This window comes from Mesorhizobium sp. P160927 (assembly GCF_057766385.1).
The window spans coordinates 1,309,194-1,335,918 of sequence record NZ_JBYMDW010000001.1 but is presented as its reverse complement, the minus strand read 5'-3'; the positions used below and the strand labels follow the sequence as shown (position 1 = coordinate 1,335,918).

Here is a 26,725-nt window from a genome sequence, read left to right as displayed (position 1 = left end):
CACCAGTTCGGCTGGTCGGTCAATTTGTTGCACCGCAACATAGACTGCCATCCTCAGAGCCGCGAGGCAACCACCCAATTCGTAAACTCATAAATCCAATCGAAATGGTTGCGTGGCGGGCTCGCGGTCGCAGGTAACATCGCGCCTTACCGTCCCTTGCCAGTGCTGGTTCCAGCCATCAGGAAACGCAGCGGCGGCACGTGCTTGTTCCTGGAGACCAGGCCAACACTGCGAAACAGCGCCTCGATCTTGTCGGACGCCACGCCCTGAACGATGGGGACGAGGTTGGATTGGCTTGCGAAGGCGTAGGCAGCGGCCGAAGCCAGGCCCCGCTCGGCCTTCACGTCGAGGAAATTGCGCAGCCGGTATTTGTCGCGCACGTGCCGCTCGTGCCGCCGCAGCACTGCTTTGGATCCTTCCGGAAGGCTGTCGATCGCCAGCAGCGCCAGATCGGCATCGGCCAGCCGCTTCAGGTCCTGCGTCTTGTGGCGGCCGCTGAGTGAATCGGCGCGCACGATAGCGCCGTAGCCGCAGGAACGAATGACCTTGAACCGTGCCCCGTGGGCGACCGCTCGCGCGTAAAGCTCGTAGTCCTCGCCCAGTCGCAGGCTCTCGTCGTAGCGCAACCCGTGGCGGTCGAGAAAGGCACGGCTGATCACCGGCTTCAAGAAGCCGAGTTCGCCTCTTTGGACGCGGCGCCTGGAGATGTTGCCTTCCACGAAACCTTCGAAATCGAGGAATTCCGGATCGGCGGCAAAATCCGGGGCGACGATTTTGGTTGCATCCCCAGCCGCGTCATCCCTGATGAGCATGATGTTGTCGGCGGCGAAATCCCAATCGGCGCCGGCAAACAGGTTGCGAAACCGGCCCTCGAGGAAGAAATCGTCGGCGTCCAGAATGCTGATGAACGGGGCTCGTGAACCGGCGATCGCCGCATTGCGGGCAAAAGAAGGGCCGCGATTGACGTCCAGGCGCATCACCGCAAGCCGGCCGCTGCCATCGTCGGCGGAGCGCGCGACCTCGGCCGTATTGTCCGTGGAGCCATCGTCGACGACGACGACCTCCCCAACTTCCGGTTCGCGCAACGCGGACGCGATGGCGACGGCGATCGTGCGCGCCGCGTTTTTGGCCGCGATGATCACGCAGATTTGGGATTTCGTCATCGACATGGAATTGCCTCTTGCACAGGTTCCGATCTGCCCTCGCCCTGTACGCGTTCGATATCCACCCCCATCACGGGCCGGCCGGCCGTTCGAAGATGCGGCGGCTGATGTCCGCCGACGCCGCCCAGCCGGCCTCGGAAAGGTAACGGACCGGAGCCCGGCCGCACAATTCCCACAACACCGTCCGTCGCTGCGGCCAGCGCAGCGACGACAGCCATGGCGCGATGACCATGTTGAGCAGGTCCTCGTTGCCGATGCGCGACAGGATCGGCTTGGCCCGCTCCGACAGGAGCGTGCCGGTGCCGCCGAGCAGCACATCGGCGGCGCGCAGGCCGAGCAGCAGCGTGTCCTCCAGCCCTTGGCTTACCGCTGCATCGAGCACACGCTGCTGATCGGCGTGGCCGAGACGGCTGGCGCTGGCCCTGATGTCGCAGACGTAGCCGGCGCAAGGCTCCCGGTTGAACAGTGCCTTGGCGACGCTGATGCAGGCCAGCATCAGCGTGTCGGCGGCCGACGTGAACGGGACTTCGGCGCCGGTGATCTCGACCAGCCGTTTTCGCCGCAGGAACCCGTCGGCATCGCGCGGACTGGGCGAGCCGGGCTGCTGAAGCCGGTAATGAAGGTCGACAGTGGATGATTTCGACCCCTTGCCACGGATCATGTGCTGTTCGCCGAGAAAGCGGACCCACCAGACCGAACGCGACTTGCCCGATACTTCGTAGCCGATCGAGCCTAACGCTTCGCGTGCCTTCAAGAACCCGGCAGGTGAAACCAGGATGTCGATATCGCCCGAGGGTTTCATGAAATGATCGTCATAAAGCAGATGCTGCTGGAACGGCCCTTTCAGGAAGACAAAATCAATCCGCCTGTCGAGCAGCGCCTCGTGAATGGCCATCGAATCCATGAGGCAGGCGGCGTTCATCGACACCGTCCTCCTGCGATAGGTTTCGAGCCACTGGAACAGTTCCGCCGGCCTCTCATGCCCCGGCGTACGCGACAGCGCCTTCAGGACGAACGTACCGACCTTGTTCAACCTGGCGATATCGGTGACGACAGCGTCGGAAAGGCCCGGCGTCCACGTTTCACCGGCCGAGGCCGCCGGCCCCGCGAAATATAACCGTAAGCAGGCCCGCACATAAGCGATCTCGTCGGCGCAGTCGGTGGCGCGCAGTCTTTCATAGGTGCTTTCCGGCAAGGCCATTGAGCGCACAGTCTCCAAAAAGCGGTTTGCGCGAAGCGCATGCTGCAGCTGCTAAGCAAAGCATCGTCAAAAACAGCGGCGCCGTAAAGCCTTTCCTTTCGCAGTGCGAGATTTTGCAACCATGGCGTTTGACGGCTTCGCGGAAGGTGATGAGATGTGTGGACGAATTCCCACCCTGGCGTAGCGCTTCGGCCGGGCCATCGATGGGATCAGCTGAAAGTTGCGTATCTTTTAGCGTTGTCCAATGGTAATGGCCAGTATTGGCTGGCTCTTAATTGTGGAAAATCAACGGGGTATGGAATCCCTTATGACGAGGATCACCCGCACCCGGCTCCATGTCGAAAGAGGTCGATTTCTTACACTCCGAGTGACGTCCGCAACCCATAATTGATTAACGGCTGGTAAATCAGGCTTGACTCATAAATGTTGCTGTGCAGCTATTGCGGTGCAGCATGAAAGTGCTGACGGCAATCGACAGGCCGTTTCCAGTCCTTATGGAGAGTAAAAATGGAACAGAATGTTGAAAAGCATGAGTACGAAACGCCAAACCTGACAGTACATGGTTCAATCGAAACCATCACCCAGGGCGGCGGTGGCAGCACGGCAATCGACGCGTCGTTTCCCGCGCACACCCCGATCGGCGACCTGACGTTCTCCTGAGACTAGCCTGATTCTGGAGGAATGACGTTGGGCCTCGAGAATCGAAGACAATGAAATGGAGCCGGGGATGAAAAATCCCCGACTTTCCGTTGAACTTGACGACGCGTAGACCGTGTGTCGCAAACGAGGTTTTAGGATGAACTGGAACCCATCCGAGCACGATTGCGTAAAGGCCACCAAGGACGCCGTTGCTTGCGAATTCGGCGATGGCCTCGCGCTTCTCAACCTGAAGTCCAATATCTATTACAGCCTCAACGGCGTCGGCGCCTTCATCTGGGAACTGATCCAGGAACCCAAGCCGATCGCGGATATCCGCAGCGCCGTCCTCGCTCGCTACAATGTCGACGCCGAACGCTGCAAGGCCGACGTCGACGCATTGCTGAAAGGCCTGGCGGAAAACGGGCTTGCGAGGCTTGAGCATGAGGCACTCGTCTAGGCAGGTGTCGCAGAAGGCCATGGTTGCGCGGCGAAGACCTGTGACGCAGAGAAATCCCCGGCCGATGAAGCAGCGGCCTGGCAGGCGCAGCGTGGCCAGGATTTTATCCTTGAGCGGCTCGGAAGCGCTTTTCCTATGCCGCTGCCTGCTGGTGGTCACGACCGTCCGGCTCGGGCTGACATTGTTCTCCTACAACCGCGTCCGCGGGATGGTGACGCGGCTCAGCGCGCACCAATGTGCCAGCATGGGCGAGTTGCGGCTTGTCGCCTGGGGGGTTGCTGCCGCCGCACGGTTCGTTCCGGGCGCCACATGCCTGACCCAGGCGCTGTCGGGCCAATACCTGCTCGCGCGCCAAGGCAATGCGTCGAACATCCGCATCGGCATCGAGCGCGGCACGGGCGAGCAATTGAAGGCTCATGCCTGGCTGGTCAGCGATAACCACATCGTGCTTGGCGGATCCGTCGATGGTTTCGCCCACCTGGTCGACCACGGCAGCCGATGAGCGGCCTAGCCGGAATCCTGCTTCGACAAGGCCCCGCGCCGGCTGAAGCGGCGAGCGACATCCAGCAGATGCTGGCGCGCATGCGCCATCGTGGTCCCGACGGGACGTCGTGGTGGCAGGACAGCGGCGTCGCGCTTGGCCATGCCTGGCTCAACACCACCGACGAAGCCGGCCCCGGCCCGCTGACCATGGCCGGCGGCAAGCTGGCCATCACCGCCGATTGCCGGCTAGATAACCGCGACGAGCTGCTCGCAAGGCTCGGCATCAGGGACAACTCAGTCGCCGATGCGGCGTTGCTGATGCGGGCCTATCTGCGCTGGGGTGAAACGTGCCCCGTGCATCTGCAAGGCGACTTCGCCTTTGCCATCTGGGATGCCGAGCGGCAGCTTTTGTTTTGCGCGCGAGACCATTTCGGGGTCAAGCCTTTCTATTACCACGCAGCGGAACGCCGCTTTGCCTTTGCCTCCGAGATCGGGCCAATGCTCGGCCTCGACGGGGTCGGCGCGCGCCTCAGCGAGCACCGGATTTCGGGGTTCCTGGCAGGGCTGCCTGATGACCCACAGTCCACGCCCTACAGCGACATCTTCGCCCTGCCGGCGCGTCACAGCCTCACCGTCACCGTGCAACGTCTGGTGCTGCGCCGGTACTGGCAGATCGAACCAACCCAGCGCGCACCGCGGCCTGATGCGGCGGAGGAATTCGCCCATCTGTTCGCGCAATCGGTCCGCAACCGCATGCGAGGAAGTCCGTCGATCGGCGCGATGCTGAGCGGCGGCCTCGATTCATCCTCGATCACCTGCGTGGCGGGATTGCAAAATGCGGCCGAGCGCAAGCCGAGGCTACCGACCTTCTCACTCGTGTTCGAAAAGGGTTCATCGATGGACGAGCGCCCGTTCATCGATGCCGTGCTCGATCAGCAGAAAGCCGATCCGACGTTCATCCCAGTCGGCAATTATGCACCCTTCGCAGAATTCGAACGGGTGCTGGAAGAACAGGAAGGCACGTTCCTGGCGCCGGGCCTGACGCTGACCCGCGGTATCTATCGGACGGCCGGCGCCAAGGGCATCAAGGTGCTCCTCGACGGCCATGGCGGCGACGAGGTCGTTTCACAGGGACATGGCCATCTGCACGAGCTTGCCAATGGCGGCAGATGGCTGGACCTTTGGCGCGAGGTCCGCAGTGCCTCCAACACCTATGGCGACAGCACGCTCGGCCTGTATTTCCAGTTCCTGACCATCTACGGGCCGGCCTGGCGCATCGCCAGGCTGAGACAGCTGGGGAATCGAGCCCTGAACAGAATGCGCAGGCCCGCCCGGTCGCAGCGTGGCCGCAGCTGGCGCGACCTGATCAATCCGGACCTTGCCAGGCGAACCGAGCTCGTCGACCGGTTCCATCGGGCTGGCTACATGCCGCCTGGCGTCCAAGCCAGCGACGCGCTCAGCCATCGCTGGATCCTGTCCAACGGCTATGTTCCGCACTCTTTCGAGGTTCTGGACAAGGCCGCCGCCAATTTCGGCGTCGAGCCGCGGTACCCCTTCTGGGACAAGCCGCTGGTGGAATTCTGCCTCGGGCTGCCGGGCGAGGAGAAGCTCCGTCATGGGTTTGGCCGCTACGTGCTGCGCCGGGCCATGGAGGGCATCCTGCCGGCGGCGGTACAGTGGCGGCGCGACAAGATCGATTTCACCGCCAATCTGGTCAACGGCATGGTGCGCAACCATCGCGACCTGCTGGAGCAGTTGCTGGTCGGCGATGCGGGCCGCATCGCACCCTATGTCAACCTGCCGGAAGTAAACGCCGCCTATGCGCGGCTGCTGCGCCAGCCGGACCAGGCGGCACCGCTCGATGTCCAGTATGTCTGGCGCTCGGCGTCGCTGTCGCTGTGGCTGCGGCAGGTCCAGCATGGCGGGAGCCCCGCATGATGTCTCGCCATGAGCCGTTCGCCGGCGATCTCGACCGTCTTCCCAGCCGCGACAGGACAGCGGGAGAACGAAGTTACTACCGGGCCTACGGCCTGCTCATCGCGTCCGACGTGTCGCTGCCCGAACTGGAGCCGGCCGACCCGGCAACGGCCGACATCGAGATCGTCATCGGCCCGATCGATATGCCCAAGCCTTCGGCGGAGGCAGCGACCGTCTTCCGTTTCGAGCCTGGCCGGCAGTATCTGGCCTGGGAGGCCGTCGGCGCATTCCTGATCAGCGACGCCCGCCGCATCGATGTCCAGCCGGCGCCCGGCGTCGGCGACAGCTTGCTTGCCTTCCCGTTGCTGGGGCCGGTGCTGGCGCTGCTGCTGCACCAGCGCGGCCTGCTGGTGTTGCATGCCAGCGCCATCGCGGTGACCGGCAGGGGCGCCATCTTCATGGGCGATAAGGGCGCCGGCAAATCGACGACGGCAAGCGCGCTGATCCGGGCCGGACACGACCTGCTCACCGACGACGTCGTGGCGCTCGATCTCACCAACCCGGACGAACCGATGATCGTTCCGGGATTTCCGCAGATCAAGCTTGCCGCCGATGCCGCGGCGGCGATCTCGCTTGAGCAAGCGCAAGTGCGACCGCAAGTGCATCCGGCGATCGAGAAGATGCAGCATCGCCTGCACGGCGCCTTCTCCGGCAACAGGGTGCCGGCGGCCAGGATCTACATCCTCGAGCGCCGCGAAAGGGCCGGGATCACCCTCCTGCCTCAAATCGCCGCCTTGCCAGCCATCATCAAATTCTCCTACGTGACGCGGTTTGGCCGCGCGGCGCTCTCCGGCGATTTCGCGGCGATACATCTTCGCCATTGTTCAGCGATTGCTAACCATGTCGGCGTGTGCCGGCTGGACGTTCCGACGGGCATCGACAGGATCGGCGAGGCTGTGGCGCTGATCGAAAAGGAATTGGCTGGAGATGCCTAGGTCATCGGTCTTCAGCCTGTCGCTGTTTCGCGATGTCGCGGCATTCGGCGCCGTCATTGCCCGGATCGGCGGACGACGAACCTGGACGGCGCTGCTGTTCCTGATCCTAGGCAGCCTGACGGAAGGCGTTTCCATCCTGCTGCTGGTGCCGTTGCTGCACCTGGTCGGCCGTGCCGACCAGGATTTCGCGGTAAGACTGCCCAATATCGATTTCCTGCGCTGGCTGGTGCCCGGCGGAACGCTGCAGCTGACCACGGTGCTTTGCGCGCTGGTCGGGCTTGTTGCCGTGCAGGCAGCCTTCAACCGCTTCAAGTCGGTGTACATGGCAAGGCTGCTCTTCGATTTCATCAACCGCTTGCGCATGAACCTGTTCGAGAGCATCGGCAAGGCGCGCTGGGGCGTGTTCACGCGCATGCGCGGCTCCGATCTCGACCATGCCCTGACCGGAGACATAGACCGCGTCCAAGGGGCGGCTTTTGCCCTGCTAATGCTGGTGCAGATCGCCGTGCTGCTGGCGGGCTATCTGGTGATTTCCATGTTCATATCGCCGGTCATGACGGCGTTTGCCGTCGTCATCGGCATCGTGATGTTCATAGCGCTGCAGCCCTTTCGCTCGCGAGCCACCGCCTTCGGCCGGATCCTGACGACCAATCGCCAGGACCAGTACCGCACGGTCTCGGAATTTCTGGGTGGCATCAAGGTGGCCAAGAGCCTGAATGTCGAGGCCAGCTATTTCGCGCAGCTGCAGGTCACGCTCGAAAAGATGAAGGCCGACAATATCGCCTATGTCCGCAACTCTTCGATCGGCACCGCCGTGTTCCAGGTGGCGAGCGTCGTGGGCTTGAGCGTCTTCATCTATGTGGCGTTGGTCCGCTTCCACCTGTCGCTGGCCGAGATCGTCGTGCTGCTCCTGGTCTTCATGCGCATCGCGCCGCGGTTCATGGACATGCAGACGCAGGCCCAGCAGGTGCTGATCAACCTGCCCGCCTATACGGCAATGCGCAACCTGCAGGCGCGTTTCGACGCCGAACGGGAGCCTGGCCATGTCGACTCCACGGATGCCCGCAAGCTGACCCTCGATACGGGGCTAAACGTTCGCGACGTCTCCTTCGTCTACGACGACGGCGCCGGCAAGGCAGTGGTGAGCGACATCACCTTCGGCCTTCCGGCCGGCAAGGTCACGGCGCTCATCGGCCCGTCCGGGTCAGGCAAGAGCACGATCGCCGACATGCTGCTCGGGCTGCTCGAGCCGACCGCCGGCAAGATCCTCGTCGACGGCGTCGAGATCGATGCGGGCAATCGCCGCCGCTGGCGCGATCAGGTGGCCTATGTGCCGCAGGACGTGTTCCTGCTGCATGACACGATCGCGGCGAACCTGCGCCTCGCCGCGCCCCAGGCCAGCGAGGACGACTTGTGGAGGGCACTGCGCGCCGCTCACGCCGGCGATTTCGTGGACCGACTGGACCTGAGGCTGAATACCGTGGTCGGCGACCGCGGCGTGCGCCTCTCGGGCGGCGAGCGCCAGCGCATCGCGCTGGCACGTGCTTTGCTGCGCAAGCCGTCACTGCTCATCCTGGACGAGGCAACAAGCGCGCTCGACTGGCAGAACCAGTCGCTTATCGCCCGGTCGATCGACGGCCTGCGCGGCGCAATGACGATCCTGACCATCGCGCACCGGCCGTCGATGATCGCCTTCGCCGACTGGGTGGTGGCGATGGAAGATGGTCGTGTGGTGGAGGTCGGGCAATATCAGCGGTTGAAGGCGAAGCCGGGGAGCCGGTTGTCCCGGATGCTATCGGGAGAACAGTCGGAAACCGAACCCGCCGATGTGGCCTGAGGACGATGATGTCCCCGTTGATCTAATGCAGCCCCCGCCGGACGCTGCCCAGCTTCTCGCCCTCGGGCACGTCGGTGGAGTTCTGTTTTCTCTCGGCTTCGCGCAGCCTGTCGGCAGGCGTTGGCGCGCTCCTGGCGATCATGGCATAGACGACCGCGAAATAACCGGTCTGGATGACCACCGCGCAGATGATGACACGCAGCAGTGTCGTGCCAAGCGAAGCTCCACCCAGCCAGGACCAGGCGACGACGATCGCGAGCGCGAACAGCATCCCAACGATGAATTTTGGAAGCGACATACCCAACAGCCCATAAACCGGCTCGGGTTATATCCAACGATAGCCCCACCCGAGCGCCGTCCCTTGTGATGCGGGCTTGTTAAACCACCCGCTCTCGACCGGTTGCTTCCGGCCTTTCAACCTGTCGCCACCGTAACAGGTATAATTTGCAATTCTATTAAGGCGAGCAGAAGGCGGCAAGGGCAACCGCACATATTTTTGATTGAGCTTACGCGTTCGACTCTGCCATGCTGCAACGCACCCGGCCGCATTTCACTCAACCTGCAGCCATTGTAAATCTGGAGTACAACCCGTAATATTAGATGGTATTTTAGGTGAATAGTCTAGAATATAGCGTCGCCGTTAAGGACTCGTATGCTCCGGATCCCGACAGTGGGAACGCACCGCCCAAAAATCGCCCCAAAAACGTCCGGATTTTTTTATGCTTGCCCATTTATTGTCACAAATGTGCTAAAAATTCCGAAATTTGAGCAGGACTAGCTTATTATTTGGTCAATTCATGACGCGACTATTTCAGCGGCGCGGGAAATTGTGTGTTGCGCTGCAGCATTTTTTTGGTATCGTGCGGTAAACCATTCGTTGAACGCATGGAGTTTCCGTATGAGGGATATTGCCAAGTCGGCCACGGCGGGGTTTTCGCAGGCCGACACCGACTTTCCGCCGCCGATCGGCGGCCTCATCAAGCGGAGTTTCGACATCGTCGGTTCGCTGGCTGGACTGATCGCGCTCAGCCCGCTGTTCATCATGATAACGTTGCTCGTCAAATTCTCCGATGGCGGATCGGTTTTCTACGGTCACCGCCGAATCGGGCGCGGCGGACGGCTCTTCTCCTGCCTCAAGTTCCGCACCATGGTTCCGGACGGCGACAAGGTGCTGGCCGCCTATCTCGCGACCAATCCAGAGGCCAATGCGGAATGGATAGCGACCCGCAAGCTGAAGAACGATCCGCGCGTCACCCGCGTCGGAACGGTGCTGCGCAAGCTGAGCCTCGATGAATTGCCGCAGATCATCAACATCCTCCAGGGCGACATGAGCCTTGTCGGGCCTCGCCCGGTGGTCCGGGACGAACTGGAAATCTATGGCAGCGCGGCTGTCTACTATCTGAAGTCCCGGCCCGGCCTGACCGGCCTGTGGCAGGTCAGCGGCCGCAACGACGTTTCCTATGACAGCCGCGTCGCGTTCGACCGCCACTATGTCGAGAACTGGTCGCTGTTCGAGGACGTTCGCATCATCATCAGAACAGTGCCGGCCGTCTGGATGTCGCGTGGTTCTTACTGATCGGCCGGCAGGATCAAGGCATCCGGCGGCAAGCTCATCGGGCGATGGGGGCTAAAACGGATCGGAACGCTCAGTTGAAGATAGACATTTTCGAAGCCTTTGGCAGCGGCCCGCTTTCCGGCCGCTCGCGACTCGTGGCGACCTGCCTTGCGATGTCGTTCGCTTTTCCCCAGATGGCCGCCGCCGACGATTACCGTCTGGGCTCCCAGGACAAGCTCACCATCCGCATCGCCGAATGGCAGACCGTCGAAAGCACGTTCCGCGACTGGTCGTCGGTCAATGGCCAATATACGATCGGCCCGGCAGGCACGCTGTCGGTGCCTTTCGTCGGCGAGTTGCCGGCGGCCGGCAAGACCACGGCGGAGGTCGCCGCGGCGATCGGCGAGGCGCTGCAGCACAAGCTCGCTTTATCGGACAAGCCCGAAGCCTCGGTCGAAATGGCGCAGTTCCGCCCCTTCTACATTTCGGGCGAGGTGCAGAATCCCGGGCAATTTCCCTTTGTGCCCGATCTTACGGTGCTGAAAGCGATCAGCGTCGCCGGAGGCATCAGGCGCAACGCCGACTACGGTCCCCAGCTCGGCAAGGACCTGGTGACCGCCAAGGGCAATTTCGATATCTCCGACGACCAGCGCGTTCGGCTGATCGTCAAGCGCGCCCGCATCGACGCCGACATGGCGGGCAAGACGAGTTTTGAGGCACCCAAGGAGGTCGAAGGCGATCCCCGGCTGCCGACCATCGTCGCCGACGAGATGACAATCCTTACCGCCGACCAGAAGGCGCTGAAGCTCAAGCTCGAGGCGCTCGACGATCTCAAGGGTGTGCTGCAGGCCGAAATCGAATCGCTGCAGAAGAAGATCGTCAACCAGCAGAAGCAGGTCGACCTGGCCCAGCAACAGCTAGCCAGCATCGGTCCGCTGGCCCAGAAGGGCCTGGTGGCCAATGCGAGGCTTCTGGATTCGCAGCAGTCCGTCACCGACCTGCAGGGCAAGATCCTGGACTACGAGACAGCCATCCTGACCGCCAAGCAGGCGATCAGCAAGGCAACGCAGGACGCCATCGACGCCCAGAACACCTTGAGTTCGACCCTCGCCGCCGATCGCCAGCAGACCGAAGCCGACCTGAACGAGGCCGCGCTGAAGGTGAATATGCAAAAAGGCCTGATAGCCCAGGCCACGGATCCCGCGACGACGGCCGCCATCACCAACGACCAGCAACCTACCTTGCTCTATTCGCTGGTGCGCGATGTCGACGGCAAGACCACCGAAATCGCCGCCAAGGAAGACACACCGGTGCTGCCTGGCGATGTGATCAAGATCAAGCTGGCGCCGCTGGCCAGCCAGTAGAGACGCGGAACCGTCGCGCGGCCCGCCGCGTACGATCCATAGCGCAAGAACTTTGAGCCTCCGCCAAGCCTGCTTGGCGGAGGCTTTTGCTGATTGATCTTCAGCACCGGAAAACCAGAATGGCTGTTGACGCAATTCCGAACGGAACCGCTACGCGTTTTCCCGCGATGGCTTTAGCGGACTCTCGTCATTACTCGGCTGCCGCCGGACGGTGAGGCCAAGCTGCCTGTCCAGCCTTCGCATCCGCCGGCTCGAAAGCCGGTGACCATCGCGTGCGGGTGACCGGCAACCGCGCCAGCTTGAAGAAGCTGAAATACATCAGGAATGAACCCATGATGTAGGGGTTGAGTATCTCGACCTCGACGAAGGAGCGGATGAGCAGCAGCACCATCACGCCGATGAGAACCACCGATTCGGCCTGCCATGTCTTGAAGATCACCGCCGCGATGTGGCCGAAGAGCGTGCGCAGCATGATCAGCGATATCAGCACGGCCCCGGTGAAGCCGAGTTCGACAAGGGCTTCGACATAGGTGTTGTGGAAATGGAAGCCGGTGCGGGTGCTGATGTAGAACTCGTTCCACAGCCGCTCCGCCTCGGCAAAGCCCTGCACCCAATAGGCGGCATAGCCGACGCCAAGGATCGGCGATCGCATCGCGGCGTTCCAGCCCTGCTCCCACAGATAAGTCCGCCCGGTGAGCGTCGAATCCTTGCCGAAGATGCCAAGCACGAAGTCCATGAGCCCGAGATTGAGGGCGACGATGGCTACCACGACGATCATGCCGGCGCCGACCAGGAAGATCACCCTGCGGTAGCGTCGCGACAAAAGCTTGCTCATCGCAAGAAGCGCCACCAGCGCCAGAACCGCCGGTATCGAGGCCATCGAGGTGGCGGAATGCGAGACGACCAGCACATAGGCCGACAACAGCACGACCGGCACGGTCAGCATGAAACTCAGCCGGCCACGCCGAAGGAAAGCAAGGAACACGACCGAGAAATAGATGCCGAGCGAGCCGACGAAGCCGATCTGATTCTTGGAGGCGAAGGCGCCGACGAAATTATAGGTGCCGTCGAGGACATCCTCGGAATAGGCGCCGACCTTCAGCGAATAGAGCAGGACGAAGAATATGCCGACCAGAGCGCCTATCGTCAGGGTGCGGACGCTGACGGTGCGTGCGGCGACATAGGCGCAGGCGATATGGGACAAGTACTGGACCGCCGTTCTGGCGGTGACGCCGGGCGCCTGCGACCAGAACACGGAAAAGCCGATATAGGCCGCGAAGAGCAGCGGCAGCCAGGCGCTGGACAGTTGCCGCAGGAAACGCTGGTAGTCGACCAGAATGAGCGGAAGCCAGACGGCATAATAGGCCAGGATCAGCACCTGGCCGAAAATGACGGAATAGGAGAACGCCCAGATCGAAACGGCAATGGCAAAGCTGCCATAGACCGAATTCTTCTCGGGATCGACGAGCAGGGATTTGGGAATTTTCATCTCACGGTCCCGTCGACACGACCCAGGACCGGCAGGCCGCAAACCAGCCGGCATTTCCGCAAACAGGGTCGTACAAGAAACGGCGTCTCCATTGTGCAGTGCAATATAACCTATCGCACCCCGTGCTCAATGGCAAATCCGGTCACCTTGTCTTACAGCGCGGCGATCGCCGAGAGACCGCTTGCCAGCAACCGACCAATCGGACGCGCGCTCCGGCTGCCCATCGGGAACGAGTCGCTGCCCTTGATGTTCCTTGGTCCATGGGTATGCCGAAATCGGCCCGCCATGGTGGGTATGGTGGAAAAGCTGCGCGACCAGTTCGAAGGAGCCGCGCCATAATCCGTCCGATTGGCCCAGACGATCCGGCCGCATGCCGGCTTGAACTCGGCCCGCGGTAACCTCACACTCCCTGGGGCGGGGCGTCACACGGGTCAGCCAACATGGACAGGGGAATGACATGCCGATGAACTTTGCGGGACGCTTCGCCGGCCGGTCGGCGGTGATCACCGGAGGCGCCTCGGGCATCGGCCTGGCGGTCGCGCAGAGGATCGTCGACGAAGGCGGGCGCGTCTGCGTCTGGGATCGCGATCCCGCACAGATCGAACAGGCGAAAGCCATTGTTCCCGGCCTGCGTGGAGTGACGTTGGACGTTGCGGATGCGGCAAGTGTGGAGGTCGCCGCACGATCGACGATCGAAGCCTTCGGCGGGGTCGACATACTGGTCACCAGTGCGGCCATCACCGGCCCCAACATGACCACCTGGTCCTATTCGGTCGAGGACTGGCGTGGGGTCATCGACATCAACATCAACGGCGTCTTCTACTGCAACAAGGCGCTGGTGCCACACATGCTCGAGCGCAACTATGGCCGCATCGTCAACATCGCCTCGATCGCCGGCAAGGAAGGCAATCCCAATGCTTCCGCCTACAGCACCTCGAAGGCGGCGGTGATTGGCCTGACCAAGTCGCTCGGCAAGGAACTCGCCAAGACCAAGGTGACGGTCAATTGCGTGACGCCGGCCGCCGTGCGCACCGCGATCTTCAAGCAGATGAAGCAGGAGCACATCGATTTCATGCTCTCCAAGATACCGATGGCGCGGTTCGGCGAGGTCGAGGAGGTGGCGGCGCTGATCTCATGGATCGCCTCGGAGGAATGCTCGTTCACCACGGCCGCCGTGTTCGACGTCTCGGGCGGCCGCGCCACCTACTGATGCGCTACAAATCCGCGTGAGCAGGCAACGAATATGCCATCGCCGGCGTCTAGTCGGTATGGAAGGTGTAGAAACGGCAAACATTTCAGACAGTCCCACGGGCGGGACCTTTCGCCGCGACCTCGGCGTCCAGGGCGAGGAATGGAGGCGAGAGGGCTGGTTCAGGGCTACAGCTACTGAGCCTTTTCGGGTATTCTCGACGAGAATTGTTTTCCATCCCTGCCCTTTCATGGTGGTTTCGGCCTGATGAACCTTCACGGCGTCGCCAAACCGGCTTACCGTGCCTTCGAAATGCTGCATGGCCTTGGAACCGAAATCCTGTCGACTCAAGGCAATCACCCCACCGTCGACAGTGGTGTGTGCGCGACGGAAATTCGTTGACCGTGCGGATTTCCAACTTCGCCTTGCCGCGGCGTCCGATCGCGAACGAGACAGTGCAGATTCAACTTGAGAATGCACGGCGGCCCGACATGGCAACCATCCGATGCGTCGATGCAGCAAATGCCAACCCCAAGACGCCATGGGTGAAGATGGGAAGTCCCGATTACCTGAGCCGAGCAATGGTAGAACATTTGCATGCGGCCTCGGCGATGCCGGAACAGGCGCAAGCGATCCCCTTCAGCGATCATGCCCTTCTGGTCGATGTCACCGTACCGGCGCAGGGCGTTGCCGCCATCAGGCAGGAGTTTTTATCGTTTGCTTAGAGCAGATCCCGCCGCGCTGGCCGATGACGAACTGCTGGACCACTGTCAACGCGCCGCCTTCGGCTATTTTCTGGAGAACGTGAACCCCGACAACGGGCTGGTCGCCGACACGTCGCGGCCCAATTCGCCGTGCAGCATCGCCGTCGTCGGGTTCGCCCTGTCCTGCTATCCGATCGGCGTCGAACGTGGCTGGATAGCGCGCGACGCGGCTGCCCGCCTGAGCCTTGCGGCGCTACGCTTTTTCCAGACCAGCACGCAAGGCAGCGGTCACGACGTCACCGGCCACAAGGGTTTTTACTACCACTTTCTCGACATGAGGAGCGGCTTGCGCGTTTGGCGCTGCGAACTGTCGATGGTGGATACCGCCCTGCTGATCGCCGGCATGCTGGTGGCGAGCGCGTATTTTTCCGGCGACAGCGACGACGAAGCCGAAATCCGCCACCTGGCCGAGGCGCTTTACAGGCGCGTCGACTGGCGATGGGCGCAAGGCAGCAGCCCGACGCTCCGCCAGGGCTGGAAGCCGAGGAGCGGCTTTCTGCATTATGGCTGGGAAGGCTATAACGAGGCGACGATCCTCTATGTGCTGTCGATGGCCTCTCCGGACCGCCCGACCTCGGACGACAGCTACGAGGCCTGGACGGCGACCTATCAATGGGAAAACATCTACGGCCACGACGTGCTCTATGGCGGGCCGCTGTTCATGCACCAGTTCTCGCATGCCTGGATCGATTTCGCCGGCATCCGCGACGCTTTCATGCGGGAGAAGAATTCGGACTATTTCGAAAACAGCCGCCGCTCGACATACCTTCACCGCGACTACGCCCGGCACAACCCTTACGGCTTTGACGGCTATGGCGAGAATTTGTGGGGCCTTTCGGCCGGAGACGGACCGGGCGGCTTCCGCGCCAGCGTGGAGCGGCGGACCCACCGGTTTTCCGGCTATGCCGCGCGCGGCGCGCCTTTCGGACCGGATGACGGGACAATCGCGCCATGGTCCTATCCGGCGTCGTTGCCCTTTGCGCCGGACATTTGCCTGGCGGCGCTGCGTCACCTCGTCGATCGTTATCCGGAGGTACTCCACAATTTCCGGCTGCCGAGCGGTTTCAACCCGACATTGGCCAACCGGCGCAAATTCGGCCGCGCCGGCTGGGTGTCGGAAGGCCATTACGGGCTTGACCAGGGCATCGCGGTGATGATGATCGAAAACCACCGTTCCGGACTGATCTGGGAGTTGATGCGTTCCAATCCCCATATCCGTCGCGGCCTGGACAAGGCGGGTTTCACCGGCGGATGGCTGTCGCGGCCGGTATCCGGAGGGCGCGATGTCGCGTGAACCGACGAGAACCGCCGTCTTCCCTCTCGACAGCAACGACGTCGAACTGATCAGGGGCGCGCATCCCGCGCACTGGAAGAACCCGACCCCGAACGGCCTCTACAATCTCGTCGTCATCGGCGCCGGGCCGGCCGGGTTGACCGCCGCGCGTGACGCCGCGAGCCTTGGCGCGAAGGTCGCGCTGATCGAACGCGGGCTGATCGGTGGTGCCTGCGTCAATGTCGGCGGTATTCCGTCGAAGTCGATCATCCGCACGGCCAGGCTCTATGCCGATATGCGCGATGCCGAGAGCTTTGGCGGCGACCCGCCAGACCACCTTCGCGTCGACTTTCAACGGGCGATGACACGGATGCGGCAGATACGGCAGCGGATCAGCCGTGCCAATTCGGCCGTTTCCGTCGCAGCCGAGGGCATCGACCTCTATTTCGGCGAAGCGCGCTTCGGCGGACCGGACACCGTCGTGGTCGCGGACAGGACCCTGCATTTCAAGAAGGCATTGGTCGCGACGGGGGCGCATGCCAGCGGGCCCGCGATCCCAGGACTTGCCGAGGCCGGTTATCTCGACAACGAGACCATGTACGACCTTACGCAATGCCCGCCGCGGCTCCTCGTCATCGGCGGCGGGCCGCTCGGCTGCGAGATGGCGCAGGCCTTCTGCCTGCTCGGCGCCAAGGTCATCCTGGCGCAGAGCGATCCGATGTTCCTGCCCGGCGAGGAGCGCGACGCCGCTCAGATCCTTTCGGATGCGCTGGCACGCGAGGGGATCGAGGTGCGGCTGAACACCGAAGTGGTGGCGGTGCGGATGGAGGGCGGAAAGAAGGCCGCCGACCTGATGCGGGATGGCGACATGACGACGATTTCGGTCGATGAGATCATCACCGGCGTCGGCCGTTCACCCAACGTCGATGGCCTGGGCCTCGATGAGGCCGGCGTGGCCTATGACGTCAACGGCATCAAGGTCGACGATTATCTGCGATCCACCAACCCACATGTCTACGCGGCGGGCGACGTCTGCCTCGAATACAAGTTCACCCACACCGCCGAGGCAGCAGCGCGCATCGTCGTGCGCAATGCTCTGTTTCGCGGCCGCGAAAGGCTCAGCGAACTGGTTATCCCCTGGTGCACCTATACCGATCCGGAGATCGCCCATGTCGGTCTCTATCCCCTGGAGGCGCGGCGCAACGGCATTCCCGTCAAGACCTATACGGTCCTGATGCACGATGTCGCCCGCGCCGTGATGGACGGCGAGGAGGAAGGGTTCGTCAAGATCCATGTCAGGGAGGGGTCCGACCGCATCCTGGGGGCTACGGTCGTCGCCACCCATGCCGGCGAGATGATCAACGCGGTGACCCTCGCTATCCGGTCGGGCATGGGATTGCATGCGTTGGCCGACGTCATCCATCCATTCCCGACACAGGCGCAAGGCATCAAGATGGCGGGCGACGCCTACAGACGGACACGGTTCACTTCATTGCGCAGGCGCCTGGCGGCCCGCTGGCTGGCCTGGTCCAGGCGATAAGCCTTTGCGCTCGGTCTCAGCCCGCATTGCGGCCGATCCGCAAGGCAAGCGCGCCGGGCATCGGACCATGATCCAGCGCTTGACGAAGGCACGGTTCGGCTAAACAAGTCGAAGCTGATTTCTGAGGTGGCGAGGCCTCGTTAATGTCGTCCGAGAAAGAGCTTGCGCCGCTAGTCCTGGCGCGAAGCGTCGGGCGTCCGCTTTGAGCGCGCGGCCCGACGTCGACATGCCGGCGCACGGCAGCCGGCGACGCGTGCTGATCGTGTGCCATGAGCCGGCGTTTCCGCCGACTTCCGGCGCGGATCTGCGCAACTATCGCAATGCCGTGGCAGCGGCCGCGTTCGGACCGGTCTGCCTGGCCTCGGTGCGGCCCAGGGCCATCGCCATGACCGCGCCCGATCCGCTTATCCGCACCGAGGCGCTGTCGATCGAGGGAGAGCCCCGGACGGCTTCCATCGGATGGTGGCGCCTAAGGGAGGAGCATCGCATTTCGCGCGCGGCGCTGGCGCGGCTGGAAGCACTGATCCTGGAGTTCCGCCCGGACACCGTCGTGGTCGAGAGCATCGGCCTGTTCAAGCTGCTGCGGCCTTTGCGCTCGCTGGCAAAGCAGCTCATCCTCGATATGCACAATGTCGAGTCCGACCTGTCCGCGCAGATGAAACGCGCCGAAGCCACCGCATCGCGCTTTTCCGTGGCCGCATCGGGGCCTGGCATCAGGCATCTCGAAAGAAAGGCGCTCGCCCTTGTCGACAGGGTCTGGGTCTGCTCGAACGAGGACCGCGAGAAGCTGATGCGCGTTGCCGGGCGCACGATGCCCATCGATGTCGTTCCCAATGGAATTCCCAACGTCGAGGCGATTCCCGATATGCTGCCCGCGGAACCGTCGGCCGACAGCGGCTTTCCGGTGATCCTTTTCATAGGTCATCTCGGCTATCCTCCGAATGTCGACGCCGCCGGGCGGTTGGCCCGGACAATATTGCCCCGCATCCGCCAGGCCTTGCCCGACGCTAAGCTGGTTCTGGCCGGACGCGGCCCGGAACCGCCCGTGCTGGCCCTGGGCGGATTGCCCGATGTCGAGCTCGTCGAAGATCCCGAAAGCGTGGCGCCGCTCCTGTCCGGCGCGCATCTCAGCATCGTCCCGCTCCGGGCGGGCGGGGGCACGCGCATCAAGATCCTGGAGGCGATGGCCTGGGGGGTGCCGGTGATCGCGACACCGCTCGCGGCCGAGGGCCTGGGCCTGGTCGAGAACGACGAGGTGCTGCTGTCGGCCAGCGACGAAGGCCTGGCCGCCATGGCCGTCCAACTTTCACTCGACGCCGGGCGCCGGGCAAGGCAGCGCGTGCGCGCCCATCAGTCGGGCTTGCCCTGGACAGTGACGGCGATGACGACCAGCCATCTCCGAGCACCCCATGAGCCGCCGATGGTCCCGCGGATCCTGCACCAGACGTGGAAGACCGACAACGTCCCGAACGCTTCGAGGCCTATGCCGAGCGCTGGAGCGCACTGGGGTCGCGGTGTCCTACCGGTCCGTCCGCACACGCCACGCGGAGCCCGGTTGCCAGGGTCAGTCGTGCAGATCCCGCGCAATCGGCGGGCCGACCGAAAATCCGGAGAACGTGACTTCGAAACCTTCCCGCTGCGGCGAACAGCACATCACGCCGACATCGACCATCCTCGAGGTCGGGAAATAGGCGAGCCGCACCGGCTTCCAATGACCGTCGGAAGCGTCGAGATACTGGACGCGGACCGCCTCGCCGTGGCGGGTCAGGCGGATCCTGACGCCGTCAGGGCCGGCGGCAATGGCCACCAGCGACCAGTCCGAAGTGTCGTTGGTGACGACGACGGAGAAATAGGCAAGGCCATCGGTGTATTCGATGCCGGCCTTGATCCAGTGCGTTTCGCTCAGTCGGACCATCAGCCCGGCCTGGTCGTAAAGCACCTCGTAGTCGCCCTTGACGGTCACTTCGGCGGTGAAATCGCCCTCGACCCGCCGATACAGGAAGTGGCCGTTGTCGCGCCAGAAGCCATAGAAGGTCTCACGCCAGAAATCGGTTTCCTTGCCGGTGCGCACGCGCACGCCATCACCTTCGATCGCATGGTGCGGCGGCGGGTTGAGCCAGGTCAGGTCCTGCAATGTCATCCCTTTGCACCGGTCCGTTTCCAGAGGAGGTGACGGTCCGCCGGCGGTCGGCCGGCGCGCCAGATCATCCCGCGAACGTATAGGCGGTCTTTACCGTGGTGTAGAACTCCATGGCATAGCGGCCCTGTTCGCGCGGACCGAAGCTCGAACCCTTGCGACCACCGAAAGGAACGTGGAAATCGACGCCCGCCGTCGGCAGGTTGACCATCACCATGCCGGCTTCGGAGTTGCGCTTGAAATGCGTGGCGTGCTTGAGGCTCGACGTGCAGATGCCAGAGGTCAGGCCGAACGGAGTGTCGTTGGCAACGGCAAGCGCCTCGTCATAATCCTGGACGCGGATGACGCTGGCGACGGGGCCGAAAATCTCCTCGCGCGAACTGCGCATGGCGTTGGTGGCCTCGGTCAACAGCGCCGGCTTGAGATAGAAGCCCGGCGTTTTGCGGTCGAGCCGTTCGCCGCCGAAAGCGAGCGTGGCGCCTTCGCGGACGCCGATTGCGATATAGTCTTCGTCCTGCTTAAGCTGGGTCGCGTCGACGACCGGGCCGATCTGGGTCCGCGCGTCGAGCGCGTCGCCGATCACCAGTTTATCCATGCGCTCCTTGAGCGCGTCGACGAAACGGTCGTGGATGCCTTTGGTGACGATCAAACGCGACGAGGCCGTGCAGCGCTGGCCGGTCGAGAAGAAGGCGCCGTTCAGCGCGCAATCGACAGCGACCGCGAGATCGGCATCGTCGAGCACGACCAGCGGATTCTTGCCGCCCATTTCAAGCTGGAACTTGCGCATGTGCTCGACGCTTGCCGCCGCGACGCGCTTGCCGGTTCCCACCGAGCCGGTGAAGGAGATGGCGTTGACGTCGGGACTGTCGAGCATCGCCTGGCCGACCACCGAGCCCTTGCCCATGACGAGGTTGAGCACGCCCTTGGGCAGGCCGGCGCGATGCAGGATGTCGACGATGGACCAGGCGCTTTCGGGAACGAGCTCGGCCGGTTTGAAGACGATGGTGTTGCCATGGGCCAGCGCCGGAGCGATCTTCCAGGCGGGAATGGCAATAGGGAAATTCCACGGTGTGATGATGCCGACCACGCCGACCGCTTCGCGCGTGATCTCGACGCCAACGCCCGGCCGCACGCTTGGCACCACCTCTCCCGACAGGCGCAATGTTTCGCCGGCAAAGAAATCGAATATCTGGGCGGCGCGGATGGTCTCGCCAATGCCCTCGGCCAGCGTCTTGCCTTCCTCACGCGCCAGATTGCGGCCGAGTTCGTCCTTGCGCGCCACGATCTCGTCGGCCGCCTTTTTCAGCACCGCATGGCGCGCCAGCGGACCGGAACGGGACCACGCTGGAAACGCCGCCTTGGCCGCCGCCATCGCCTGGCCCGCCTGTTCGACCCCCGCCGAAGCATATTCGCCGACGACGTCGCCGGTATCCGAGGGGTTGATGTTGCGGGAGCCGGCATCGCCGACCCATTCACCATCGATGAGGTTCTTTCGAAACGCTGTCATGTCCTTGCCTTCCTGGCTGTTGGCCGCGCGGCGGCATCTGTCTGAAGTGGTATTTGCCAGACAATTGCCTTGCGGGAAAGCGCGCACTGTGTCTGGAGACCGCGACAAAAATCCCCGGGCTGCGCTCATGCCTTCGGGGCAGCGGCGACCGAGTCTCATCGCCAAGCAATCCGGCCAACATGGGCGGGCAGCGCTCCGGGTCAAGGCCGGAGGGCCCTGTACAGATATGTCCACAATCTTGATTTGCCTTGTGTGGCGTGTCATGCGTCGTCGAGATGGCAGCACTCGAAACGACGATCCAGCGCGCCGCCGCCACCGGCAACATCAAGGCTACTCGCGAAGACTGGCTGAAGCTGGCGCTTGAAACCCTGATCTCGGACGGTGTCGAACGCGTCCGTGTGCTGACGCTTGGCCAGCAACTCGATGTCTCGCGCTCGAGCTTCTACTGGTATTTCAAGAGCCGGCAGGATCTGCTCGACCAATTGCTGGACCACTGGCGGCAGACCAATACCCGATTCATCGTCGAGCGTGCCGCACGCCCTTCCGCGACTGTCATTCGCGGGGTGATGAGCATTTTCGAATGCTGGGTCGACGAAAAGCTGTTCGATCCCCGGCTGGATTTCGCCATCCGGGCATGGGCTCGCCGCTCCCCCAGCATCCGGCGTGCGCTCGACGAGGCCGACGAAGAACGCGTCACTGCCATCCGCGGCATGTTCTTGCGTCATGGCTATGAGGAGGAAGACGCGTTCGTTCGCGCTCGCGTGCTCTATTTCATGCAGATCGGCTACTATTCGCTCGAACTCAACGAGCCGATGAGCAGCCGCCTGCCGCATGTTGCCGCGTATCTGCGCAGCTTCACCGGCCAGGAGCCTTCGGCTGCGGATGTCGAGGATTTTTCGCGCTACGTCGCGAAAGCGGTCTCCGGCGGCCGGTAGCCGAAGACTCCGAACTCGCGATCCCAATAGCGCTTCGCCATGGAACGAAGACCAGGCGGCGATAGGATGGTAAGTTCCGGCTAAAGCGTAAACGACCAGAACAGGCAGGCCACCGTGGCGGCGGCAAAGATCACGAAGAACAGGCTGCGCAGCAGCACGTTGCGGCGCAACTCGTTCATGACGAAGTGGCAACCGACGACCGCCACGGCAAACAGGAACCGCCAGTTCAACAGCGCCAGAAGGGCGCTGCCCTGACCGAAGGCCCATCGGGCGAGCAGGCCGCCGACGATGGTGGCGAGCAGCACGATGACAGTCCAGAAGATCGCATCGGCGGCATGGAGGAGGACGATACTGGCCGCGCGGATCGGCAGGATCATCATCAACAGCGCGCTAAAGAAAAAGGCCGCGGCAAGCGGAATGAACGTTCCGGCGTCGGCGATGCCGTCGAGACGCTTGACGCCGATCACGCCATAGGGATAGCCGTGGCGGGCCACCGCAAGGCTCAGCGCCATGAGCAAGGCGGTCAAGACGGCGACGAGGGCGAAGGTCGTGAGGGCTTTGCTCATGGTGTTCCTGTCCTGGGCGAATCAGACAGGAACCGGTGTAACCGATGGTCGTAAATTGCGCGTAAGCGGTCACCCGCCGCGGGCATCCCGAAGGGGATGACCGTCAGGGCAAAGCCACTCGGCGACGACCAGGTCGACCGCAGCGCGCGCCGCCCGCCTCCGGCAGATCAGCTCCAGGCGTGCAGCGGCGGATTTTCGCCGTTGAGGAAATATTTGCCGAGGATCGAATATTTCCAGCGCACCGGATCGTGCAGCGTGTGCGTGCGGGCGTTGCGCCAATGGCGGTCGAGATTGTGTTCGGCCAGCGTCGAGCGCGTGCCGGCCAGTTCGAACAGCTTGTTCGTTGCGGCGATGGCGATCTCGGTCGACAGAATTTTTGCTTCCGCGGTGACGATCTGGGCATGCGCGACCGTTTCGGCTGTCGGCTCGGCCACCGCCTTGTCGATGGCATGACCGGCCTTTTCGAGCAGCGCCTGCGCCGCGTGCAGGCGCAGCGTGAGGTCGCCGATAGCCTGGATGGTGTAGGGATCATCCCAGGCATTGTCGAAGCCGCTGTCGATCCAGGCGCGACTCCTGGTCCTGACAAAGTGAACCGTCTCGTCGATCGCCGCCTGGGCGATCCCCGTGTCCACCGCCACCTGGATGATCTGGAAGATGGCGCCGTCGGCGGTCGGCTTGTCGTAGCCCTTGTAGCCCGGCACCAGATACGTCTTCGGCACCTTGACGTTGTCTATGATGACAGTGCCGGAGAGCGTCGTGCGCTGGCCGAAGCTCGACCAGTCGTCGATGACGGTCAGGCCGGGCGCGCCGCGGTCGGCGATGGCATACCAGGCGCGACCTTCGTCATCGAGCGCCACGATCGGCACCAGATGGGCAAGCAGCGCGCCGGACGAATAGAATTTGCGGCCGTTGACGACGACATGGTCGCCGGCATCGGTGAAGCGGGTTTCGAAATCGGCGGCGCGCTTGGAGCCGAACTCGGAAAAGGCGTTGCCGAACCGGGTGCCCTTCAGCGCCTCGGTGAACAGCAGTTTCTGCTGTTCCACATCCGACACGGTGCGAATGGCGGCGATGACGCCGAGATGGTTTTGCGCGACTTGGCCGATTGAGGAATCGGCCGCCGAGATGATCTCGATCACCTTGGCCAGCGTCGCATAGGACAGTTCCGGCCCGCCGAATTCCTTCGGCACATTGATCGACCACAGGCCGCTTTGGGAAAAGGCGTCGAGCTCGGCAACCGGCCAGATACGCTCGCGGTCGCGCCTGGACGAGTCCTTGATGAATTCGGCGGCGAGCGCATGGGCGACGGCGATCGCCTCCGCATCGTCCCTGATGATGTGTGCTGGTGCCGAGGGCCTTGCGACCGGCGGTACGGCGGCGGAAGCATGGTCTGTCTTGACGGTCGAGACGGTCATTTCATTGCTCCTTCAAAATTAGGTTCAGGCAACGGCGTGGAGACGGGATGGCTTGGCGGCGGGCGACGGCTGCTGGCCGAGATAGAGCGCCCTGATATCCTCGCGCTGGCGAAGATCGGCGGCCGCGCCGGATAGGACTGAGACGCCGCTTTCGAGCACAGTGGCGTGGTCGGCATAGCGAAGCGCGACCGCCGAGTTCTGCTCGGCGACCAGGATCGACAGACCGGTCTCGCGGTTGAGTTTTTTCAGCGTCTGAAAAATGTCCTGCACGATGAGCGGGGCAAGCCCCATCGAGGGCTCGTCGAGAACCAGGAGGCGCGGCCGCGACATCAGCGCGCGGCCGATGGCAGTCATCTGCTGCTCGCCACCGGAGGTGAGGCCGGACAATGTCCGACGCTTTTCCCTGAGGCGCGGAAAACAGGAATAAACCCGTTCGAGGTCCGCGTTGATCTCGGCGCGGCGGCCGCTGCGGCCGATGCCGCCGGCGACCAGGTTTTCCTCGACTGTGAGGCTCTTGAAACAGTGACGGCCTTCCAGCACCTGGACCAGCCCGGCGCGTACGAGATCGCCCGGCTTGCGGTGAGAGACATCCGAGCCATCATAGCGGATGGAACCGGCGTTGACCTGGCCGCGCTCTGCCGGCAGCAGATTGGAGACGGCTTTCAACGTGGTGGTCTTGCCGGCGCCGTTGGCACCGAGCAGCGCCAGAATCCCGCCCCGCCTGATCTCGAAGCTGACGCCATGCAGCGCCGTGATGGCGTTGATATAGCTGGCGTGGACCGCGTCCACGGCCAGGATGATGTCGTCGTTCGGCATGGCTGTTCCCGTGCTTTGCGGATGCGCCGGGCGCCGAGGACGGTGTCCACGGCGCCCGCCCGGAAATCAGTTGGTGGTCACGGCGTTGGCATCGTCGGCCGTGCGCAGCTTGATGCCCTTCTCGGCGGCATAGGCCTCGGCCGACTTCTCGATGATCGGCCGCAGCAGCGCCCAATCCGGCGCGATCCAGTCGGAAACGACGTTCCACTTCTTGCCGTCCCACTGCTGGAAGGTCACGTAGCCCTCGCCCTCGTGGTTGTCCCAGCTGACATTGATCGAGTGGAACAGGTCCTTGGCCCCGAGCGCTTCTACCTTGGACGGGTCGAGCTTGAGGTGTTCGAAGCCCCAGCGGACTTCGTCGCCGGTCAGCGTGCGATGGCCGAACTTCTCCTGCGCGACGCGGATCGCCTCGACATTCAGGATGCCGTTGACGATGCCGAGATTGTGGTAGACCGAGCCGATGCGCGACTTGTCTTCGAGATTGCCCTTGCCGGCGCCGTAGACGGTCTTCACGATCTCCTGCACCACCGGATAGGTGCTGCCCGAGGCCTGGGTGGTGATGGCGGTGTAACCCTTGGCGGCATCGCCGGCGGGGATGACGTCCTCTTCCGAATTCGACCAGACATTGCCGACGATGTGGTCGACGGGGTAGCCGACCTTGACCGCAGTCTTGAGCGCCACCGGGTTCATCACACCCCAGCCGCGCAGGACGACGAAATCAGGTTTGGCGCGGCGGATGGTCAGCCATTGCGACTGCTGCTCGTTGCCGGGATGCGGCACTTCGATCTGCTGCACGGTGAAGCCGTATTTCTGCGCCAGCAATTCATAGATCGGGATGGTCTCCTTGCCGTAGGGCGAGCCGTGATAGAGCACGACGATCTTCTTGCCCTTCAGCTTGTCGATGCCGCCTTCCTTGGCGGCGATGTAGTTCACGATGCCTGACGTCTCGCTGTAGGGGTTGAGCAGCAGCGGGAAGACGTAAGGGAAGACGCGCCCGTCGGTGGAGTCGGTGCGGCCGTGGTTGACCGTGATCAGCGGCACCTTGTCGGCGGTGATACGGTCGATCATCGCATAGGCGATGCCGACCGAGAGCGGGTTCCAGGCAGCGGCACCCGCATGGCTCTTCTGCCGCTCGTAGCATTCGACGCCGCGCTCGACCTCATACTGGGTCTCGCACTCGTCCCAGGTCAGCTTGACGCCGTTGACGCCGCCGTCGCGGATGTTGATGAGGTTGAGATAGTCGATGAAGCCGCCGAAGAAGCCGGTGCCGCCGGCCGCGTAGGGTCCGACGCGATAGCTCTGCAGGGGGAAATATTGCTCGTCGGCATGAGCGGATGGCAAGGCCACCGACACGATCATCGCCGCGGACAATGCCGCCGCCTTGATGGTGCTGAGGAAGGTCATGGCTAGGGTACTCCCGGTATCGGCCGTTTTTGATCCGGCCTCTGGTTCATCTTCGAATAGGATTTTGCAGTGCGAGGGC

The 26,725-nt window shown here is 63.1% G+C and carries 24 protein-coding genes and 1 pseudogene; 15 read left to right on the top strand and 10 right to left on the bottom strand.

The annotated features are described in order from the left end of the window. Window positions 1–146 precede the first annotated feature (146 nt). Window positions 147–1,169: a glycosyltransferase family 2 protein gene (locus AC3CB8_RS06720; RefSeq protein WP_023781676.1), complete on the bottom strand. Its 1,023-nt coding sequence runs from the start codon at window positions 1,167–1,169 to the stop codon at window positions 147–149. 64 nt (window positions 1,170–1,233) lie between these two features. Next, a complete protein-coding gene (locus AC3CB8_RS06715; RefSeq protein WP_352615778.1) occupies window positions 1,234–2,364 on the bottom strand; it encodes a nucleotidyltransferase family protein in 1,131 nt (376 codons plus the stop codon). A 507-nt stretch (window positions 2,365–2,871) separates the two neighbouring features. On the opposite strand from AC3CB8_RS06715, the gene AC3CB8_RS06710 reads away from it, so the two are divergent. From AC3CB8_RS06710 to AC3CB8_RS06685, 6 genes are all read left to right on the top strand, one after another. After that, window positions 2,872–3,024, top strand: coding sequence for a lasso peptide (locus AC3CB8_RS06710; protein WP_015314225.1), 153 nt, complete (start codon window positions 2,872–2,874; stop codon window positions 3,022–3,024). Window positions 3,025–3,160: 136 nt separating this feature from the next. Beyond that, window positions 3,161–3,460, top strand: a complete 300-nt coding sequence (locus tag AC3CB8_RS06705) for a PqqD family protein (protein WP_015314226.1) — start codon at window positions 3,161–3,163, stop codon at window positions 3,458–3,460. A 109-nt stretch (window positions 3,461–3,569) separates the two neighbouring features. Further along, window positions 3,570–3,962, top strand: coding sequence for a lasso peptide biosynthesis B2 protein (locus tag AC3CB8_RS06700; RefSeq protein WP_352564262.1), 393 nt, complete (start codon window positions 3,570–3,572; stop codon window positions 3,960–3,962). Further along, window positions 3,959–5,881 carry a lasso peptide isopeptide bond-forming cyclase gene (locus AC3CB8_RS06695; RefSeq protein WP_023792854.1) on the top strand — a complete coding sequence of 641 codons (1,923 nt, stop codon included), beginning with the start codon at window positions 3,959–3,961 and terminating at the stop codon, window positions 5,879–5,881. The genes AC3CB8_RS06700 and AC3CB8_RS06695 overlap by 4 nt, the downstream gene beginning before the upstream one ends. Further along, window positions 5,878–6,855 (top strand): phosphoenolpyruvate carboxykinase (ATP), encoded by a 978-nt coding sequence (locus AC3CB8_RS06690; RefSeq protein ID WP_023792858.1) that lies wholly within the window; start codon window positions 5,878–5,880, stop codon window positions 6,853–6,855. Before AC3CB8_RS06695 ends, AC3CB8_RS06690 begins: the two co-directional genes overlap by 4 nt. Next, window positions 6,848–8,692 carry an ABC transporter ATP-binding protein gene (locus tag AC3CB8_RS06685; protein ID WP_352564265.1) on the top strand — a complete coding sequence of 615 codons (1,845 nt, stop codon included), beginning with the start codon at window positions 6,848–6,850 and terminating at the stop codon, window positions 8,690–8,692. The genes AC3CB8_RS06690 and AC3CB8_RS06685 overlap by 8 nt, the downstream gene beginning before the upstream one ends. 22 nt (window positions 8,693–8,714) lie before the next feature. Here the strand turns inward: AC3CB8_RS06685 and AC3CB8_RS06680 are convergent, their stop codons facing one another. Next, window positions 8,715–8,990 (bottom strand): exopolysaccharide production repressor protein, encoded by a 276-nt coding sequence (locus AC3CB8_RS06680; RefSeq protein ID WP_023772463.1) that lies wholly within the window; start codon window positions 8,988–8,990, stop codon window positions 8,715–8,717. Between the two features lie 600 nt (window positions 8,991–9,590). Here AC3CB8_RS06680 and AC3CB8_RS06675 point away from each other — a divergent pair. Both AC3CB8_RS06675 and AC3CB8_RS06670 read left to right on the top strand, forming a co-directional pair. Further along, the gene (locus tag AC3CB8_RS06675) at window positions 9,591–10,268 is read left to right on the top strand and encodes a sugar transferase (RefSeq protein WP_352564267.1); all 678 of its coding nucleotides are present in this window, start codon (window positions 9,591–9,593) and stop codon (window positions 10,266–10,268) included. 86 nt (window positions 10,269–10,354) lie between these two features. Next, a complete protein-coding gene (locus AC3CB8_RS06670) occupies window positions 10,355–11,611 on the top strand; it encodes a polysaccharide biosynthesis/export family protein (RefSeq protein WP_032922086.1) in 1,257 nt (418 codons plus the stop codon). Between the two features lie 190 nt (window positions 11,612–11,801). On the opposite strand, the gene AC3CB8_RS06665 is transcribed toward AC3CB8_RS06670, so the two are convergent. Next, entirely contained in the window at window positions 11,802–13,100 is a 1,299-nt protein-coding gene (locus tag AC3CB8_RS06665; protein WP_023792867.1) for an O-antigen ligase family protein, read from the bottom strand. Between the two features lie 457 nt (window positions 13,101–13,557). On the opposite strand from AC3CB8_RS06665, the gene AC3CB8_RS06660 reads away from it, so the two are divergent. The 6 genes and pseudogenes from AC3CB8_RS06660 to AC3CB8_RS06635 form a co-directional block, all read left to right on the top strand. Then, window positions 13,558–14,310: an SDR family NAD(P)-dependent oxidoreductase gene (locus AC3CB8_RS06660; protein WP_023772459.1), complete on the top strand. Its 753-nt coding sequence runs from the start codon at window positions 13,558–13,560 to the stop codon at window positions 14,308–14,310. A 192-nt stretch (window positions 14,311–14,502) separates the two neighbouring features. Continuing rightward, a complete protein-coding gene (locus AC3CB8_RS06655) occupies window positions 14,503–14,691 on the top strand; it encodes a GH39 family glycosyl hydrolase (RefSeq protein WP_352595202.1) in 189 nt (62 codons plus the stop codon). A 2-nt stretch (window positions 14,692–14,693) separates the two neighbouring features. Next, window positions 14,694–15,014, top strand: coding sequence for a GH39 family glycosyl hydrolase (locus AC3CB8_RS06650; RefSeq protein WP_352564477.1), 321 nt, complete (start codon window positions 14,694–14,696; stop codon window positions 15,012–15,014). After that, entirely contained in the window at window positions 15,007–16,347 is a 1,341-nt protein-coding gene (locus AC3CB8_RS06645; protein ID WP_352564269.1) for a glucoamylase family protein, read from the top strand. The genes AC3CB8_RS06650 and AC3CB8_RS06645 overlap by 8 nt, the downstream gene beginning before the upstream one ends. Further along, window positions 16,337–17,866 (top strand): mercuric reductase, encoded by a 1,530-nt coding sequence (locus AC3CB8_RS06640; RefSeq protein WP_352594925.1) that lies wholly within the window; start codon window positions 16,337–16,339, stop codon window positions 17,864–17,866. Before AC3CB8_RS06645 ends, AC3CB8_RS06640 begins: the two co-directional genes overlap by 11 nt. 226 nt (window positions 17,867–18,092) lie before the next feature. Next, a pseudogene (locus AC3CB8_RS06635) lies at window positions 18,093–19,112 on the top strand (glycosyltransferase family 4 protein); the annotation flags it as partial. 318 nt (window positions 19,113–19,430) lie between these two features. Here AC3CB8_RS06635 and AC3CB8_RS06630 read toward each other — a convergent pair. Together AC3CB8_RS06630 and AC3CB8_RS06625 are read right to left on the bottom strand one after the other, a co-directional pair. Beyond that, a complete protein-coding gene (locus AC3CB8_RS06630) occupies window positions 19,431–20,006 on the bottom strand; it encodes a DUF1349 domain-containing protein (protein ID WP_352564479.1) in 576 nt (191 codons plus the stop codon). A 64-nt stretch (window positions 20,007–20,070) separates the two neighbouring features. Then, entirely contained in the window at window positions 20,071–21,510 is a 1,440-nt protein-coding gene (locus AC3CB8_RS06625; RefSeq protein WP_352564273.1) for an aldehyde dehydrogenase family protein, read from the bottom strand. Window positions 21,511–21,785: 275 nt separating this feature from the next. Between AC3CB8_RS06625 and AC3CB8_RS06620 the strand changes: the two genes are divergently transcribed. Continuing rightward, window positions 21,786–22,445: a TetR/AcrR family transcriptional regulator gene (locus tag AC3CB8_RS06620; protein WP_023772453.1), complete on the top strand. Its 660-nt coding sequence runs from the start codon at window positions 21,786–21,788 to the stop codon at window positions 22,443–22,445. Between the two features lie 80 nt (window positions 22,446–22,525). Here AC3CB8_RS06620 and AC3CB8_RS06615 read toward each other — a convergent pair whose 3' ends face one another. The 4 genes from AC3CB8_RS06615 to AC3CB8_RS06600 form a co-directional block, all read right to left on the bottom strand. Continuing rightward, window positions 22,526–23,011 (bottom strand): hypothetical protein, encoded by a 486-nt coding sequence (locus tag AC3CB8_RS06615; protein ID WP_023772452.1) that lies wholly within the window; start codon window positions 23,009–23,011, stop codon window positions 22,526–22,528. 167 nt (window positions 23,012–23,178) lie between these two features. Then, window positions 23,179–24,426, bottom strand: coding sequence for an SfnB family sulfur acquisition oxidoreductase (locus AC3CB8_RS06610; protein ID WP_023772451.1), 1,248 nt, complete (start codon window positions 24,424–24,426; stop codon window positions 23,179–23,181). A 24-nt stretch (window positions 24,427–24,450) separates the two neighbouring features. Further along, window positions 24,451–25,242, bottom strand: coding sequence for an ABC transporter ATP-binding protein (locus AC3CB8_RS06605; RefSeq protein ID WP_023772450.1), 792 nt, complete (start codon window positions 25,240–25,242; stop codon window positions 24,451–24,453). Between the two features lie 66 nt (window positions 25,243–25,308). Further along, window positions 25,309–26,646, bottom strand: a complete 1,338-nt coding sequence (locus tag AC3CB8_RS06600; RefSeq protein WP_023772449.1) for an ABC transporter substrate-binding protein — start codon at window positions 26,644–26,646, stop codon at window positions 25,309–25,311. Window positions 26,647–26,725: the final 79 nt, after the last annotated feature.

Excerpts from the sequence above, each read along its gene's own strand:
- AC3CB8_RS06720 (WP_023781676.1), bottom strand. The coding sequence starts at position 1,169 with ATGTCGATGACGAAATCCCAAATCTGCGTGATCATCGCGGCCAAAAAC.
- AC3CB8_RS06715 (WP_352615778.1), bottom strand. The coding sequence starts at position 2,364 with ATGGCCTTGCCGGAAAGCACCTATGAAAGACTGCGCGCCACCGACTGC.
- AC3CB8_RS06710 (WP_015314225.1), top strand. The coding sequence starts at position 2,872 with ATGGAACAGAATGTTGAAAAGCATGAGTACGAAACGCCAAACCTGACA.
- AC3CB8_RS06705 (WP_015314226.1), top strand. The coding sequence starts at position 3,161 with ATGAACTGGAACCCATCCGAGCACGATTGCGTAAAGGCCACCAAGGAC.
- AC3CB8_RS06695 (WP_023792854.1), top strand. The coding sequence starts at position 3,959 with ATGAGCGGCCTAGCCGGAATCCTGCTTCGACAAGGCCCCGCGCCGGCT.
- AC3CB8_RS06690 (WP_023792858.1), top strand. The coding sequence starts at position 5,878 with ATGATGTCTCGCCATGAGCCGTTCGCCGGCGATCTCGACCGTCTTCCC.
- AC3CB8_RS06685 (WP_352564265.1), top strand. The coding sequence starts at position 6,848 with ATGCCTAGGTCATCGGTCTTCAGCCTGTCGCTGTTTCGCGATGTCGCG.
- AC3CB8_RS06680 (WP_023772463.1), bottom strand. The coding sequence starts at position 8,990 with ATGTCGCTTCCAAAATTCATCGTTGGGATGCTGTTCGCGCTCGCGATC.
- AC3CB8_RS06675 (WP_352564267.1), top strand. The coding sequence starts at position 9,591 with ATGAGGGATATTGCCAAGTCGGCCACGGCGGGGTTTTCGCAGGCCGAC.
- AC3CB8_RS06665 (WP_023792867.1), bottom strand. The coding sequence starts at position 13,100 with ATGAAAATTCCCAAATCCCTGCTCGTCGATCCCGAGAAGAATTCGGTC.
- AC3CB8_RS06660 (WP_023772459.1), top strand. The coding sequence starts at position 13,558 with ATGCCGATGAACTTTGCGGGACGCTTCGCCGGCCGGTCGGCGGTGATC.
- AC3CB8_RS06640 (WP_352594925.1), top strand. The coding sequence starts at position 16,337 with ATGTCGCGTGAACCGACGAGAACCGCCGTCTTCCCTCTCGACAGCAAC.
- AC3CB8_RS06630 (WP_352564479.1), bottom strand. The coding sequence starts at position 20,006 with ATGACATTGCAGGACCTGACCTGGCTCAACCCGCCGCCGCACCATGCG.
- AC3CB8_RS06625 (WP_352564273.1), bottom strand. The coding sequence starts at position 21,510 with ATGACAGCGTTTCGAAAGAACCTCATCGATGGTGAATGGGTCGGCGAT.
- AC3CB8_RS06620 (WP_023772453.1), top strand. The coding sequence starts at position 21,786 with ATGGCAGCACTCGAAACGACGATCCAGCGCGCCGCCGCCACCGGCAAC.
- AC3CB8_RS06615 (WP_023772452.1), bottom strand. The coding sequence starts at position 23,011 with ATGAGCAAAGCCCTCACGACCTTCGCCCTCGTCGCCGTCTTGACCGCC.
- AC3CB8_RS06610 (WP_023772451.1), bottom strand. The coding sequence starts at position 24,426 with ATGACCGTCTCGACCGTCAAGACAGACCATGCTTCCGCCGCCGTACCG.
- AC3CB8_RS06605 (WP_023772450.1), bottom strand. The coding sequence starts at position 25,242 with ATGCCGAACGACGACATCATCCTGGCCGTGGACGCGGTCCACGCCAGC.
- AC3CB8_RS06600 (WP_023772449.1), bottom strand. The coding sequence starts at position 26,646 with ATGACCTTCCTCAGCACCATCAAGGCGGCGGCATTGTCCGCGGCGATG.